Here is a 15,213-nt window from a genome sequence, read left to right on the forward strand (position 1 = left end):
TCAAGAAAGAAGAAGGCGGCAGACATACCCCGTTCTTTAACGGCTACAGACCGCAGTTCTTCTTCAGAACGACAGACGTTACCGGTTCAGCACACCTTCCAGCAGGCGTAGAAATGTGTATGCCTGGTGACAACATCGAGATGACGATCACTTTGATCTCACCTATCGCTGTTGAAGAAGGCCTCAAGTTCTCCATTCGTGAGGGCGGCCGTACGGTTGGCGCTGGTTCCGTTATCAAGATCATTAAGTAATTAAGAAACATAAAAGATAAAATAAAGTCATGCGGAAAGAGCCAGGCTACCTGGCTCTTTCAAATTCTCAGGGAATTCCGGAGCCGATTCAAAGGCTCTTTCTTTGTCATGCTTCTCGTTTTAAGGTTGACACAGAAATTAAACTGTGATAGATTAATTCAGTACTGCTACACTGGAGAAGAGTGCGCTCTCAAATATAATAAACAAACCTATAGGAGGTGTTTTAGGTGAGACTCAATATTACTTTGGCTTGCACAGATTGTAAACAGCGTAACTACAATACGTCCAAGAACAAGAAGAATGATCCGGACAGACTTGAAATCAAAAAGTACTGCAAGTTCTGCAAGAAACACACGGCACACAAGGAAACGAAGTAGTGCTTCGCTTCGATTATAAACGTGAAGGTGTGATTAGATGACAACACAATCAAATCCTACAGCGAAGAAGGGCTCTTCATTCTTCAAAGGTGTCAAGGCGGAATTGAAGAAGGTCAACTGGCCGAATCGAAAAGACATGATCTCCTATACTTCAGTGGTAGTAGTCATGTGTGTTTTGATGGCCGTGTTTCTTTGGGCAGTCGACTCAGTGTTTACTTCCGGACTGAATCTGTTCCTCTAGGATCTTGGAAGGAAAAGTTGAAGGAAGGGGGGCAGAGGTTGTTTAAAGACAACCGGTCGTATTATGTCTGAAAGAGCAAAGTGGTACGTTGTCCATACGTATTCAGGACACGAAAACAAAGTTAAGGCCAATATCGAAAAAATCGTTGAAAACCGCGGCATGGATGACATAATCCTCGAAGTCGCCGTTCCAACCGAAGACGTTACTGAGATCAAAAATGGCAAGAGAAAGACGAAATCCCGTAAGATTTTCCCCGGATATGTCCTCGTGAAAATGTTCATGACGGATGAATCATGGTATGTCGTGAGAAATACACGCGGCGTTACCGGATTTGTAGGTCCGGGCTCGAAGCCTATCCCGCTGACGGAAGATGAAGTCAGAAAAATGGGTATCGAAAAACACAGAGTCGTTCAAGTGGACTACAAAAAAGGTGATGTGGTTCAGGTGATCTATGGTCCGTTCCAGAATTTCTCCGGAGCTATAGAGGAAATTCATCCTGAAAAGCAGACTGTCAAAGTGAGAATTGAGATGTTTGGCCGTGAGACACCGGTTGAGCTCGAATTCGATCAGATTGAAAAGCTTTAACCGGCTTTTTATATAAGATGGATCGTCAGAAACTTTATGCGACTGGTGATTTCATCCAGTTCATGAACTGACATCTTTTCATCAAGGAGGTGTAATCAAGATGGCTAAAAAAGTAACAGGTATGGTCAAACTTCAGATTCCTGCAGCTAAAGCAACCCCGGCTCCGCCAGTTGGTCCGGCGCTTGGTCAGCACGGCGTCAACATCATGCAGTTCTGTAAGGACTTCAACGCAAGAACTGCGGATCAAGCGGGTCTTATTATCCCGGTTGTAATCACGATTTACCAGGACAGATCTTACTCTTTCATCACTAAAACACCGCCGGCTGCTGTCCTCATCAAAAAGGCATGCAATATCGAAAGCGGCTCAGGTGTACCTAACAAAACAAAAGTTGCGAAGATTTCCAAAGACCAGGTTCGTCAAATCGCTGAGCAGAAAATGCCAGACCTCACTGCCGGCAGCATAGAAGCTGCAATGAGCATGGTCATGGGTACTGCCCGAAGCATGGGCGTCGTTGTCGAGGAGTAATCCCTGACAATCAGTGGGAGGATATCCGCTAAAACCACGAGGAGGAAAAAGAATGGCTAAAGTTGGAAAACAATATGCCGAGGCTGCAAAGTTGATCGAAGCTGGCAAGCTTTATGATGTAGATGAGTCTATTTCACTCGTCAAAAAGCTCGCGCGCGCTAAATTCGATGAGACTGTTGAAGTTCACGTCAAGCTTGGTGTTGACGGCCGTCACGCGGACCAACAGGTTCGTGGTGCAGTAGTACTGCCGCACGGTATCGGTAAAACTAAAAAAGTCCTTGTCATCGCAAAAGGTGAAAAGGCAGTCGAGGCTGAGAATGCCGGCGCTGATTTCGTTGGTGCTGAAGACATGATCAACAAAATTCAGAATGAAAACTGGTTTGACTTTGATGTCATGGTTGCAACACCTGACATGATGGGTCTCGTCGGCCGACTCGGCCGTGTGCTCGGTCCTAAAGGACTCATGCCAAACCCTAAATCCGGTACTGTCTCCTTTGACGTCGCTCGCGCTGTCAACGAGATCAAAGCTGGTAAAGTTGAATACCGACTTGACAAGACGAACATTGTTCACGTTGTCATTGGTAAAATTTCATTCGAAGACGAGAAACTCGTCGAAAACTTCCGTGTCATTATGGATGCGCTCATTAAAGCGAAGCCAGCAGCTGCCAAAGGTACTTACCTGCGCAGTGTCACGGTTGCAAGCACTATGAGCCCGGGCATTCGCATCAACGCTGCGAAGCTGTAATCTTGGGGTTGACGGATCACTTTGCAGGTGATACAATACCCGAGGACTCAGTACCGGACAACCAATCGAATATCCACCGTAGACAGTAGGTGCCTAAGCGCTTAATATCCTACCGAGGTCAATTATAGAGCAGCTCAGTTTTGCTTTTAACCTCTCTTGTCTACGGAAGAGAGGTTTTTTGTTCCAGATAAGTCACAGAGGAGGTGGACTGATGTCTAATAACTTTGACAAAAAGAAGATAATCGTCGGAGAAATCAAAGAAAAATTTGAACAAGCTAAATCGGTCGTCATAGTTGACTACCGCGGCCTCAAAGTTGGGGAAGCAACAGAGCTTAGAAAAATTTTCAGAGAAGCTGGCGTCGATTACAAAATTTACAAAAACAACCTTGTTAAGCTCGCGCTCGAAGGCACTGCTTTCGAAACACTTGCGAATGATCTCACAGGCCCGAACGCTATCGCATTCGGCTATGGTGATCCGGTTGTTCCAGCGAAGATTCTGAAAGATTTCGCAAAAGATCATAAGAATCTTGAGCTTAAGTCAGGTGTCATTGAGAGCACTTACTATGATCTCGACGGTATTAAGGCAATCGCGGATATCCCATCACGCGAAGTGCTCATCGCGAAATTCCTTGGCAGTATCAAATCGCCTATTTCCAATTTTGCTTACCTCTTGCAGAACATTATCGACAAGCAAGAAGGCAAGTCCGCTTAATCCCAAAATTGGCCGGAGATTCCCGGCCGCATCCTGAAACATTAATCTATGGAGGTGTACCTAAATGGTAACTAAAGAGCAAATTATTGAAGCAATCAAAGGTATGACTGTGCTTGAACTCAACGAGCTCGTCAAAGCATGTGAAGAAGAATTCGGCGTATCTGCATCTGCTCCAGTTGTTGTTGGTGCTGCTGCTGCAGGTCCTGTTGTAGAAGAGAAGACGGAGTTTGACGTCATCCTTGCTGCTGCAGGCGCAAAGAAAATCGAAGTTATCAAAGTTGTCCGCGAGCTTACAGGCCTTGGCCTCAAGGAAGCAAAAGACCTTGTCGACAACGCTCCAAAGCCAGTTAAAGAGCAACTTCCTAAGGAAGAAGCTGACAAAGTTAAAGCTGCCCTCGAAGGCGCTGGCGCTACTGTCGAACTCAAGTAATAAAGCTAGAGTCATCAAGGGATTGTCCTGCTCGTTTGTGCGGCCGGACGATCCCTTGTTTTCGCTTGAAGCCGTTGAAAAACACTGCCGGCTTGCCGATGGTAGCGGGATCAACAATGTGCATCACAATCGGCAGTTTGTTTTTGAGCAGCTTAGGTGGCTTCGACCAGACGACAGCACAAAAAATTCGCCCACATACAATTCTGTTGTTGACTTCGATAATTCACTGTGCTATTATTTTATAATGCCATAAGTATGTAAGTAAAATGTCATTGTTAAGATGGCGTTTTATCGTTATTTTTTGTTAAACGCCAGATTTTAGTTTATAAAACGTTGTTATCCATTGTATTCTGTCTGACTATTAATGAGGGGTGAAGACTTGATGCCACAGCCTATACAACTCGGGAGCAAGACGAGAATGAGTTTTTCTACGATTGGCAAGCTGATTGACATTCCGAATCTGATTGAGATTCAAAAGAAGTCATTTCAGTGGTTCCTCGAGGAAGGCCTTATGGAGGCCTTTGAGGATATTTCTCCAATCCAGGATTACACCGGGAATCTCGTTCTGGAATTTATTGATTACGAGTTGGAAAAAGAATCCAAGTATGACGTAGAGGAATGTAAGGAACGGGACGTTAACTATGCGGTTCCGCTCAAAGTCCAGGTCCGTTTCGTCAACAAGGAAACCGGAGAAGTAAAAGAGCAGAAAGTCTTTATGGGCGATTTCCCACTCATGACAGACAAAGGTACGTTTATTATCAATGGCGCAGAACGTGTCATTGTTAGCCAGCTCGTCAGATCTCCGGGAACTTATTACGATATGAAGCTGGATAAAGTGGGTACAAAACTGTATTCCACAACGGTGATTCCAAACCGTGGCGCATGGCTGGAATACGAAACGGATTCCAATGATGTTCTCTCGGTCAGAATCGACCGCACCAGAAAACTTCCTATGACTATTCTGATCAGAGCATTAGGTTATATTACTGACCAGGAAATCATATCCATGTTCGGAGAAGATGAAAGACTTCTCAAGACGTTGGATAAGGACAGCACGCGTTCAGAAGAGGAAGCGCTGCTCGAAATTTACAAGAAGCTCCGTCCGGGCGAACCGCCAACCGTAGACAGTGCCAGAAGCCTGATCCAGTCCTTATTCTTCGATGACAAGCGATATGATCTCGCAAAAGTTGGCAGATATAAGTTTAATAAAAAACTCGGAATCAGCAATCGAATCGAAGGGGCTATTGCTGCCCACGATATCATTGATCCGAACACCGGCGAGCTTTTGCTTGAAAAAGATCAGAAAATCAACCGGCCAAAGGCGTTTGCCATTGAAAATTCAGGCATTCGTTTTGTGGACGTCTACGCTGAAGATGATAAAATCGTCCGAGTCGTCGGCAACCGATTCGTTGATCTTAAAGCGTTTGTGCCTAACGTTACAGGCATCAATGTGCCGGATAAGGTTTACTACCCAGTCTTAATGGATATCCTTAATCAGGCAGCCACCGAAAACGAGATTATGGAAGCCGTCCGCGAGAGACTTAAAGAGCTTTCGCCAAAGCATATTATTGTAGATGACATTCTCGCGTCCATCAGCTACATTCTGAATGTGGCACACGGTATTGGAGATGTGGATGATATCGACCACCTGGGCAACCGCAGAATTCGTTCTGTTGGCGAGCTCCTGCAGAATCAGTTCAGAATTGGTTTATCCAGGATGGAACGCGTCGTTCGTGAGAGAATGACCATTCAGGATATGGAGACCATAACGCCTCAGGCACTGATCAATATTCGTCCTGTCGTAGCTTCTATTAAAGAGTTTTTTGGCAGTTCACAGCTCTCTCAGTTCATGGACCAAACGAATCCGCTTGCTGAACTGACTCACAAACGCAGATTGTCCGCACTGGGCCCTGGTGGTCTCTCCAGAGAACGCGCCGGCTTCGAAGTCCGGGACGTTCACCACTCCCATTATGGTCGCATGTGCCCAATTGAGACGCCGGAAGGACCGAACATAGGTCTGATAGGCTCCTTGAGCACCTACGCGCGTATTAATGAGTATGGTTTTATTGAGTCGCCTTATCGCATAATCGACAAAGAGAACAACGTCGTAACGCAAGAGGTTGTTTATTTTACAGCGGATACAGAAGAAAAGTTCATCATAGCTCCGGCAAATGAAAGACTGAATGAGAACAGCTTTTTCGAGAGCAGTTCCGTGGTTTGCCGCAGAAAAGCTGATATTAAGCTCTTTCCTGCAACGGAAGTAGATTTAATGGAAGTCTCGGCGCAGCAGATGGTTTCTGTTGCAACAGCTATGATTCCATTCCTTGAGAACGACGACGCCAACCGTGCACTGATGGGTTCCAACATGCAGCGTCAGGCGGTACCGCTCGTCGTGACTCAGGCGCCTATTATTGGTACCGGCATTGAGTATATAGCGGCCAAGGATTCAGGCGTCGTTGAAATCGCTCAAAAGGATGGCATGGTACAGTTTGTGTCCGCGGATGAGATTATCATCAAGTGTGATGACGGTTCGAAAGAAAAACACAAACTTCTCAAATTCAAGCGTTCCAACCAGGGTACCTGCATCAACCAAAAACCTTTGGTCATGAAGGGTGCGCGAGTTCAGGCCGGCGACATAATCGCAGATGGTCCGTCTACGGATGAAGGCGAAATAGCGCTTGGCGCGAACCTTCTGATTGGCTTTATGACTTGGGAAGGTTATAACTACGAGGATGCTATTTTGCTTAGCGAAGAACTCGTCAAGTATGATGTCCTTTCTTCCATTCATATTGAAGAGTATGAAGCAGAAGCCAGAGATACGAAACTAGGTCCTGAAGAGATCACCAGAGACATTCCAAATGTCAGTGATGATGCGCTTAAAAACCTGGATGAGCGCGGTATTATCCGGATCGGCGCTGAGGTTATTTCCGGCGACATCCTCGTCGGCAAAGTGACACCTAAAGGTGAAACGGAATTGACGGCTGAGGAACGACTCCTCAGAGCGATCTTTGGAGAAAAGGCACGGGAAGTGCGTGACACTTCTCTCCGCGTCCCGCACGGCGAGTCCGGCATCATTGTCGACGTCAAAGTCTTTACCCGTGAAAATGGGGACGAGCTGCCTCCGGGCGTCAATATTCTCGTCAGAGTCTATATTGCCAAGAAGAGAAAGATCAGCGTCGGTGATAAAATGGCCGGTCGTCACGGCAACAAGGGTGTTATCTCAAGGATTCTGCCTGAAGAGGACATGCCTTTCCTTGAAGATGGCACGCCACTCCAGGTTGTCCTTAACCCCCTCGGCGTACCTTCACGTATGAACATCGGCCAGGTCCTTGAAATTCACTTGGGTCTTGCCGCGAAGAAGCTCGGTTGGAAAATTGCCACCGCAGTTTTCGACGGTGCCAATGAGATTCAGATCATGGATATCCTCGAGCAAGCCAACTATCCGCGCGACGGCAAACTGCGCGTTAGAGACGGCCGTACTGGCGACTTCTTCGACAACAGCGTAACAGTTGGCTACATGTATATGCTTAAACTTCACCACCTTGTTGACGACAAGATCCACGCCAGAAGCACAGGTCCTTACTCACTCGTCACACAGCAGCCACTCGGCGGTAAAGCGCAGTTTGGCGGCCAGCGATTTGGTGAGATGGAAGTTTGGGCACTTGAGGCTTATGGCGCAGCACACACACTTCAGGAGATCCTCACGGTCAAGTCAGACGACGTCGTAGGACGTGTCAAAGCATACGAGGCCATTGTTAAAGGTGAGAACATTCCTGAACCGGGTATTCCAGAGTCCTTCAAAGTACTCATCAAAGAGCTCCAGTCCCTGGCGCTCGACGTGAAAGTGCTGAGAGACGATGCCGGTGAAATTGAAATCCGCGAAGATGATGACGACGGCATGATGCTTCACAGCGAATTGCTTGAAGATGAATTGCCGCAGCATGATCTCTACATCCGCGAGGATGCGCAGCGCGAAGTGAGCGAAGGCTACAGCGAAGCTTCGATTTACGATGATGAGGATGAAGATCTCGCCACGCAGGACGAGGATCTCTTTGACAACGAAGACTGATATCCGAAGGGAGAGGAATGCCCTTGCTAGAGTTTACGAATTTTGATTCAATCAAAATTGGGCTGGCTTCACCGGACAAGATCCGTTCTTGGTCCAAGGGTGAGGTCAAAAAACCGGAAACGATTAACTACAGAACCTTAAAGCCTGAAAAAGAGGGGCTGTTCTGTGAGAAAATATTTGGTCCTACAAAAGACTGGGAATGTCACTGCGGCAAATACAAGCGCGTCCGATACAAGGGTGTTGTCTGTGACCGCTGTGGCGTCGAAGTTACTAAAGCGAAGGTCAGACGCGAGAGAATGGGCCACATTGAATTGGCGGCTCCAGTTTCCCATATCTGGTACTTCAAAGGAATTCCATCAAAGATGGGGATTCTGCTCGACATGTCTCCGCGTTCCCTGGAAAAAGTACTTTACTTTGCATCATATATAGTGACGGATCCGGGCGAGTCCGGGTTGGCCTATAAGCAGCTGCTCTCGGAACGAGAGTATCAGGAAAACCGCGACAAGTTCGGCAATCTCTTCAAAGCTGCTATGGGTGCCGAGGCGATTCAGGAAATTCTCATGAAGATCGACCTGATCGAACTCAGCAAAGAGCTTCGCGCCAGACTTGAAGACAGCACCGGTCAAAAGCGCATCCGCGCGATTCGACGTCTCGAAGTTGTTGAAGCCTTCAGGAAGTCCGGCAATGATCCGACATGGATGATTCTGGATGTCGTTCCGGTCATCCCTCCAGATCTTCGGCCTATGGTTCAGCTCGACGGAGGCAGATTTGCGACTTCAGACCTGAATGATCTCTATCGCCGGGTTATCAACAGAAACAATCGTTTGAAGCGCCTCCTTGAACTCGGCGCCCCAGACATTATTGTACGAAATGAAAAGCGTATGCTTCAGGAAGCGGTTGATGCGCTTATCGACAATGGCAGAAGGGGTAGACCGGTCACTGGTCCCGGCAACCGCCCGCTTAAATCTCTGTCTGACATGCTGAAAGGCAAGCAGGGACGTTTCCGTCAGAACCTGCTCGGCAAGCGTGTTGACTATTCAGGCCGTTCGGTTATCGTCGTCGGCCCGGAACTCAAATTCTATCAGTGCGGCCTGCCTAAGAAAATGGCCCTTGAATTGTTCAAGCCTTTTGTCATGAAGCGCCTTGTCAAGGAAGGGTACGTCCATAACATCAAGAGCGCTAAGCGTATGGTAGAAAGAATACGTCCGGAAGTTTGGGACATTGTTGAAGATGTCATCAAAGATCATCCGGTCCTTCTGAACCGTGCACCGACGCTGCACAGACTTGGTATTCAAGCGTTTGAGCCAGTCCTTGTTGAAGGCAAGGCGATCAGGCTGCATCCACTCGTTTGTACGGCCTATAATGCAGACTTCGACGGCGACCAGATGGCAGTTCACGTCCCGTTGTCTGTTGAAGCTCAGGCTGAAGCACGATTCCTGATGCTGTCTGTCAACAATATCCTCGCTCCAAAGGACGGCTCTCCTATCACAACGCCTACGCAGGACATGGTCCTTGGTGCGTACTATCTCACCGTGGATATCGACGGCGACAAAGGCGAAGGATCTGTCTATAAAGATTTCGATGAAATGATGCTGGCATACGAGAATAAAGCTGTCAGCCTGCATGCAAAGGTCAGACTTCGCAGGTATGACGCGATTACCGGGGAGCCAATTCTGATCGAAAGTACTGTCGGCCGATTCATCTTTAACGAAAAGGTGCCTCAGGATCTCGGATTTGTAAATCGCGCCCAGGATCCAAATGCCCTTGAAATCGATTTCCTCTGTACTAAGAAGAAACTCGAAGAGATCATCGGCAAATGCTTTAAAAAGCATGGCAATACAATTACTGCCAACATTCTCGACCATATGAAAGAAATGGGCTTCAGATACTCGACAAAGGGTGCGATTACCATTTCGGTTTCGGACATGGACATTCCTAAAGAAAAGTGGGAACTGGTCAACGAAGCCAGAGTCATGGTTGATAAATATCAGAAAGCTTACAGACGCGGACTGATTTCGGATGAAGAACGCTATGAGAAAGTTATTGAAACCTGGACCAAGACTACGGATGACGTTACAGAAGTTCTGATGAACAGCCTTGACCGTCTCAATAACGTTAAGATCATGGCGCACTCCGGTGCCCGGGGAAGTAAAAACCAGATCCGTCAGCTGGCGGGTATGCGTGGTCTGATGGCCAATGCCCTCGGTCGTACGGTCGAGATTCCAATAGTTTCGAACTTCCGTGAAGGTCTGACGGTACTGGAGTACTTTATCTCCACTACCGGTGCCCGTAAAGGTCTTGCGGATACAGCACTTCGTACGGCAGACTCCGGATACCTGACTCGACGCCTTGTCGACGTCAGCCAGGATGTTATTGTACGGGATATCGATTGCGGAACAACTTCCGGTATATGGGTGACGGCCTTCAAAGATGGCAATGAAGTGATTGAATCACTTGAAGAACGTGTCATGGGCAGATATCCTGCAGTAGATATTCTTCATCCTGAAACTGGAGAGCTCCTGGTTTCAGCAGACACCATGATTCAGGACGAACACGCGGATTTGATCATCAAAGCCGGCCTGGACAAGGTCTATGTAAGAACAGTACTGACCTGCGAAACGCCTTATGGTGTTTGCAGCAAGTGTTACGGCATCAACCTGGCAACAGGAAAATCGGTCAACGTCGGCGAAGCGGTAGGCATTATCGCGGCCCAGTCGATTGGTGAACCGGGTACGCAGCTGACAATGAGAACTTTCCATACCGGCGGCGTCGCCGGTGGTGACATTACACAAGGTCTCCCGCGTGTTGAGGAATTATTTGAAGCCAGAAAGCCGAAAGGCCAGGCGGTTATCGCCGAGGTCGACGGAGTTGTTGCTTTCAGAGAATCCAAAAAGAAGCGTGAAGTTGTTATTACCCGTGAAGACGGCGAGCAAAGCATTTCTCAAATCGTCTTTGGATCACGCATCAAAGTCAAGGAAGGCGACAGAGTCGTGGCCGGAGATCTGATCACGGAAGGCTCTATCAACCCGCACGACCTGCTTAGAGTCGTAGGTGTCCGTGGCGTTCAGGAATACATTACTAAGGAAGTACAAAGAGTTTACCGTCTGCAGGGCGTTGATATCAACGATAAACACATTGAGATCATAGTCAAGCAGATGCTGTCAAAGGTTAAGATAGATGATCCGGGTGACTCACTCCTGTTGCCGGGCGGCGTCAGCAGTTATCGTGATTATCTCGATGAAAACGAGAAAATCCAGGCCGCAGGCGGCACGCCGGCAACCGGAAGCCGTACACTGCTTGGTATCACCAAAGCTTCCCTGGCTACTGAATCCTTCTTGTCCGCAGCTTCCTTCCAGGAGACAACGCGCGTCCTGACTGAAGCGGCTATTAACGGTAAAGAAGATCGATTGATAGGCCTGAAGGAAAATGTCATTATTGGCAAGCTGATCCCGGCAGGTACAGGCATGAAAAAATACCGCGAAATCGCGATCCAGCCACCCGTTTTAAATGAAGACGCTGCTGACGACATGGATTTTTAGCAGAATCTTTCGCCGCGACAGACCTGTCAACTCACGATAAATAGTTGACAGTGTCTGTACTCGGTGTTAAAATGATTGAGTGCGCATGTGAGCGAGTTCCCAAAGACTAGAATGGGAGGCCACCCTCATGCTGGAGATTGCCTCAGGTTACAACCTGCGTGTCGGCGTCAAACAGTCATATAAAGCCGTTACCAGCGGAAAGGCAGTCATATTGTATATTGCCAAAGATGCTGAACAGCATGTCATTCGACCCTTGGTTGAATTGGCAGCTCAGTTTTCAGTTCCGATCGAATATATCGATACAATGAAAGAACTTGGAAAAGCGTGTAAAATTGACGTTGGTGCTGCGACAGCAGTTTTAATGAATCAAGAATCATAATTCTGGAAGGAGGTGCAAGAATGCCAACAATTAACCAATTAATCCGTAAGGGCAGAGAGAAAGTTGAATACAAATCTACTTCGCCTGCGCTTCAAAGAACGTTCAACACCCTTAGAAAAGCGGCTGTTGAGCAAAGTTCGCCACAAAAGCGCGGCGTTTGTACATCTGTTAAGACTGTAACGCCAAAGAAACCTAACTCAGCGCTCAGAAAAGTTGCGAGGGTCAGACTTTCCAATGGTATGGAGGTAACTGCCTACATCCCTGGTGTCGGTCACAACCTGCAAGAGCACAGCGTTGTCCTCATCAGAGGCGGTAGGGTCAAAGACTTACCAGGCGTGCGTTACCATATCGTCCGTGGTGTTCTCGATACATCTGGCGTTGCAAACCGTCAGCAATCGAGATCCAAATACGGTGCAAAGAGACCTAAGAAGAAAAGCTAATCATTGACGACCAAAGATGCCTCTTCCGCCTCGGGAGAGGCTTTATATAAGTCGATTAGCGCACAGCGGCATATTCATTATGTCGAGTACCGATGAAAGAATTATTTTAAGGAGGGAAGTATCGTGCCTAGAAAAGGAAATGTACCAAAGAGAGAAGTGTTGCCTGATCCAGTATACGGCAGCAAGGTCGTCACGAAACTCATCAACACCATCATGTATGACGGAAAGCGCGGCACTGCACAGCGCATCGTCTATGATGCATTTGAGATCGTTGCGGAGAAAACTGGCCGGAATGCACTCGAAGTCTTCGAAGAGGCGCTCGGAAACATCATGCCAGTCCTCGAAGTCAGAGCTCGACGTGTCGGCGGTTCCAACTATCAGGTGCCGGTTGAAGTTCGTCCGGAAAGAAGACAGACACTTGGCCTTAGATGGTTGATCACTTATTCCCGCAAGCGCGGCGAAAAGACCATGACGGACAAACTCGCTAAAGAACTTCTTGATGCTGCCAGCAACACAGGCGCATCTGTCAAGAAGAGAGAAGACACTCACAAAATGGCTGAAGCTAATAAGGCGTTTGCGCATTACCGTTGGTAATACGCAAACACCTTCCCTTATTGGATTGGATTTGCACCACCTTGGTGAAGGAGGACTCATATGCCAAGAGATTTTACTCTTGAAATGACTAGAAACATTGGCATCATGGCCCATATTGACGCAGGAAAAACAACGACGACTGAGCGCATTCTTTACTATACAGGAAAGACGCACAAAATCGGCGAAGTTCATGACGGCGGCGCTACTATGGACTGGATGGAACAAGAGCAGGAGCGCGGGATCACAATTACTTCCGCTGCGACGACTTGCCAATGGAGAGAACATCGTATAAACGTTATTGATACACCGGGACACGTTGACTTCACAGTTGAGGTTGAGCGTTCACTCCGCGTACTGGACGGTACCGTTGCGGTTTTCTGTGCAAAGGGCGGCGTTGAACCACAATCTGAAACTGTATGGCGTCAGGCAGTCCGTTATGGTGTACCTAGAATTGCCTACATCAACAAAATGGATATCACAGGTGCAAACTTTGAGCGCGTTGTCGGCATGATGCATGACAGACTCCACGCCAACGCAGTGCCTATTCAGCTTCCTATTGGCGCTGAAGACAAATTTACCGGCATTATTACGCTGATCGACATGAAAGCTCACATCTATAGAGATGATCTCGGCACGGATGTTGAAATCATTGACATTCCTTCCGAATACATGGATATGGCTGTTGAAGCAAGATTGAAAGTTGTTGAAGCTGCTGCTGAAGGCGACGAAGAGCTCATGATGAAATACCTTGAGGGTGAAGAGTTTACCCACGAGGAGATCATGAGAGGTCTTCGCCTCGCGACAATCAATAACCTCGTCGTTCCTGTCCTCTGCGGTTCTTCTTACAAGAACAAAGGCGTTCAGCTGATGCTTGATGCCGTTGTCGACTTCCTCCCGTCTCCGCTCGATATCGAAGCGATCAAAGGTGTGGACATGGACGGCGAAGAGGACTCACGTCCTGCGTCTGACAGCGAACCATTTGCTGCGCTTGCGTTCAAGATCATGACGGACCCTTATGTAGGCAGACTGTCATTCTTCCGCGTTTACTCCGGCACACTCCAATCCGGCTCTTATGTCTTTAACTCAACAAAGAGCAAAAAAGAGCGCATCAGCCGTATTCTTCAAATGCACGCCAACAAGCGTGAAGAGATCGAAATGGTTTATTCAGGTGACATTGCTGCTGCTGTCGGTCTCAAATTCACAACGACTGGCGACACACTTTGCGACGAGAACAAGCCAATCATTCTCGAGTCCATGGACTTCCCGGATCCTGTTATCCGTGTTGCTATCGAGCCTAAAACAAAGGCTGGACAGGAAAAGATGGGCATTGCGCTTTCAAAGCTCGCGGAAGAAGATCCTACTTTCAAAACTTATACGGACGAAGAAACCGGCCAGACGATTATCGCAGGCATGGGTGAACTCCACCTCGAGATCATTGTAGACCGACTTCTCAGAGAGTTTAAAGTTGAAGCCAATATTGGCGCGCCGCAGGTTGCTTACAAAGAAACTATTTCCGGTTCTGCTGATATTGATCACAAATACTCTAAACAATCCGGCGGCCGTGGTCAGTATGGTCACGTCAAAATCCGTGTTCGTCCTAACCAGCCAGCAGTTGGTTACACCTTTGAAAGCACCATTTCCGGCGGTACTATTCCTAAAGAATATATTGAACCGGTCAATCAAGGTGTTCAAGGTTCACTTTCCAACGGCGTACTCGCTGGTTTCGAAGTTGTCGACATTCATGTTGAATTGTATGACGGTTCTTACCACGAAGTTGACTCCTCGGAAATGGCGTTTAAGATCGCCGGCTCCATGGCAGTCAAGGAAGCGCTCAGGAAAGCTAACCCTATCCTTCTTGAGCCATATATGAAGGTTGAAGTTACAGTTCCGGAAGAATACCTTGGCGACGTTATGGGTGACCTCAACTCTCGCCGTGGTAAACTTGAAGGTATGGAAATGGTTCATGGCAACCAAGTCATCAGAGCGCATGTTCCACTTTCTGAAATGTTCGGCTATGCAACTGACCTGCGGTCAGCTTCACAGGGCCGAGGCAACTATGTCATGGTCTTCAGCCACTATGAGCAGGTACCAAACAATATTGCCGAGAAAGTCATGGGCAAGAAGTAATTTAGACTAATTCCGTCGGCAGAAGCCGACTTAAAGGGAGGAACTCCGTAAAATGGGTAAGCAAAAGTTTCTTAGAAACAAGCCGCACGTCAACATCGGAACAATTGGTCACGTTGACCACGGTAAGACGACGCTGACTGCAGCAATCACAAAAGTTCTCTTTACAAAATATGGCCTTGGCGAAGAAGTCGCATTCGA

Annotated in this window: 14 protein-coding genes, 1 pseudogene and 1 other annotated feature; all 15 genes and pseudogenes read left to right on the top strand. The window is 47.7% G+C overall.

What is annotated here, in order from left to right; all coding sequences use genetic code 11:
- Positions 1–251, top strand: a pseudogene (gene tuf, locus OEL90_RS14630) (elongation factor Tu); the annotation flags it as partial.
- Positions 252–478: 227 nt separating this feature from the next.
- Complete coding sequence (rpmG, locus tag OEL90_RS14635) at positions 479–628, top strand: 50S ribosomal protein L33 (RefSeq protein ID WP_300689785.1); 150 nt, start codon at positions 479–481, stop codon at positions 626–628.
- 37 nt (positions 629–665) lie between these two features.
- Entirely contained in the window at positions 666–869 is a 204-nt protein-coding gene (secE, locus tag OEL90_RS14640; RefSeq protein ID WP_300689787.1) for a preprotein translocase subunit SecE, read from the top strand.
- 63 nt (positions 870–932) lie between these two features.
- Positions 933–1,454 carry a transcription termination/antitermination protein NusG gene (gene nusG / locus OEL90_RS14645; protein ID WP_300689790.1) on the top strand — a complete coding sequence of 174 codons (522 nt, stop codon included), beginning with the start codon at positions 933–935 and terminating at the stop codon, positions 1,452–1,454.
- Between the two features lie 100 nt (positions 1,455–1,554).
- Positions 1,555–1,980, top strand: coding sequence for a 50S ribosomal protein L11 (rplK, locus tag OEL90_RS14650; RefSeq protein ID WP_300689793.1), 426 nt, complete (start codon positions 1,555–1,557; stop codon positions 1,978–1,980).
- Positions 1,981–2,032: 52 nt separating this feature from the next.
- Positions 2,033–2,725 carry a 50S ribosomal protein L1 gene (rplA, locus tag OEL90_RS14655; RefSeq protein WP_300689794.1) on the top strand — a complete coding sequence of 231 codons (693 nt, stop codon included), beginning with the start codon at positions 2,033–2,035 and terminating at the stop codon, positions 2,723–2,725.
- 58 nt (positions 2,726–2,783) lie between these two features.
- Positions 2,784–2,914, top strand: a sequence feature (ribosomal protein L10 leader region).
- 22 nt (positions 2,915–2,936) lie between these two features.
- A complete protein-coding gene (gene rplJ / locus OEL90_RS14660; RefSeq protein ID WP_300689795.1) occupies positions 2,937–3,437 on the top strand; it encodes a 50S ribosomal protein L10 in 501 nt (166 codons plus the stop codon).
- Positions 3,438–3,501: 64 nt separating this feature from the next.
- Complete coding sequence (rplL, locus tag OEL90_RS14665; protein WP_300689797.1) at positions 3,502–3,867, top strand: 50S ribosomal protein L7/L12; 366 nt, start codon at positions 3,502–3,504, stop codon at positions 3,865–3,867.
- A 382-nt stretch (positions 3,868–4,249) separates the two neighbouring features.
- Positions 4,250–7,936, top strand: a complete 3,687-nt coding sequence (gene rpoB / locus OEL90_RS14670; protein ID WP_300689799.1) for a DNA-directed RNA polymerase subunit beta — start codon at positions 4,250–4,252, stop codon at positions 7,934–7,936.
- 23 nt (positions 7,937–7,959) lie between these two features.
- Positions 7,960–11,475 (top strand): DNA-directed RNA polymerase subunit beta', encoded by a 3,516-nt coding sequence (gene rpoC / locus OEL90_RS14675; protein ID WP_300689802.1) that lies wholly within the window; start codon positions 7,960–7,962, stop codon positions 11,473–11,475.
- A gap of 127 nt (positions 11,476–11,602) precedes the next feature.
- Positions 11,603–11,854: a ribosomal L7Ae/L30e/S12e/Gadd45 family protein gene (locus OEL90_RS14680; RefSeq protein ID WP_300689803.1), complete on the top strand. Its 252-nt coding sequence runs from the start codon at positions 11,603–11,605 to the stop codon at positions 11,852–11,854.
- 20 nt (positions 11,855–11,874) lie between these two features.
- Positions 11,875–12,294, top strand: a complete 420-nt coding sequence (gene rpsL, locus OEL90_RS14685) for a 30S ribosomal protein S12 (RefSeq protein ID WP_092593491.1) — start codon at positions 11,875–11,877, stop codon at positions 12,292–12,294.
- A 123-nt stretch (positions 12,295–12,417) separates the two neighbouring features.
- Positions 12,418–12,888 (top strand): 30S ribosomal protein S7, encoded by a 471-nt coding sequence (gene rpsG / locus OEL90_RS14690; protein WP_300689811.1) that lies wholly within the window; start codon positions 12,418–12,420, stop codon positions 12,886–12,888.
- 60 nt (positions 12,889–12,948) lie between these two features.
- Positions 12,949–15,015 carry an elongation factor G gene (gene fusA / locus OEL90_RS14695; RefSeq protein WP_300689814.1) on the top strand — a complete coding sequence of 689 codons (2,067 nt, stop codon included), beginning with the start codon at positions 12,949–12,951 and terminating at the stop codon, positions 15,013–15,015.
- Positions 15,016–15,067: 52 nt separating this feature from the next.
- Positions 15,068–15,213 (top strand): GTP-binding protein (locus OEL90_RS14700; RefSeq protein ID WP_300689815.1); only part of this gene is annotated, 146 nt, incomplete at its 3' end.

Origin of the sequence: Acidaminobacter sp. (assembly GCF_030247605.1) — a bacterium.
Lineage (GTDB): Bacteria > Bacillota > Clostridia > Peptostreptococcales > Acidaminobacteraceae > Acidaminobacter.

Coding starts and splice junctions, on each gene's coding strand:
- OEL90_RS14680 (WP_300689803.1), top strand. CDS start 11,603: ATGCTGGAGATTGCCTCAGGTTACAACCTGCGTGTCGGCGTCAAACAG.
- fusA (WP_300689814.1), top strand. CDS start 12,949: ATGCCAAGAGATTTTACTCTTGAAATGACTAGAAACATTGGCATCATG.
- rplJ (WP_300689795.1), top strand. CDS start 2,937: ATGTCTAATAACTTTGACAAAAAGAAGATAATCGTCGGAGAAATCAAA.
- secE (WP_300689787.1), top strand. CDS start 666: ATGACAACACAATCAAATCCTACAGCGAAGAAGGGCTCTTCATTCTTC.
- rplK (WP_300689793.1), top strand. CDS start 1,555: ATGGCTAAAAAAGTAACAGGTATGGTCAAACTTCAGATTCCTGCAGCT.
- rplA (WP_300689794.1), top strand. CDS start 2,033: ATGGCTAAAGTTGGAAAACAATATGCCGAGGCTGCAAAGTTGATCGAA.
- rpoB (WP_300689799.1), top strand. CDS start 4,250: ATGCCACAGCCTATACAACTCGGGAGCAAGACGAGAATGAGTTTTTCT.
- nusG (WP_300689790.1), top strand. CDS start 933: ATGTCTGAAAGAGCAAAGTGGTACGTTGTCCATACGTATTCAGGACAC.
- rpsL (WP_092593491.1), top strand. CDS start 11,875: ATGCCAACAATTAACCAATTAATCCGTAAGGGCAGAGAGAAAGTTGAA.
- rplL (WP_300689797.1), top strand. CDS start 3,502: ATGGTAACTAAAGAGCAAATTATTGAAGCAATCAAAGGTATGACTGTG.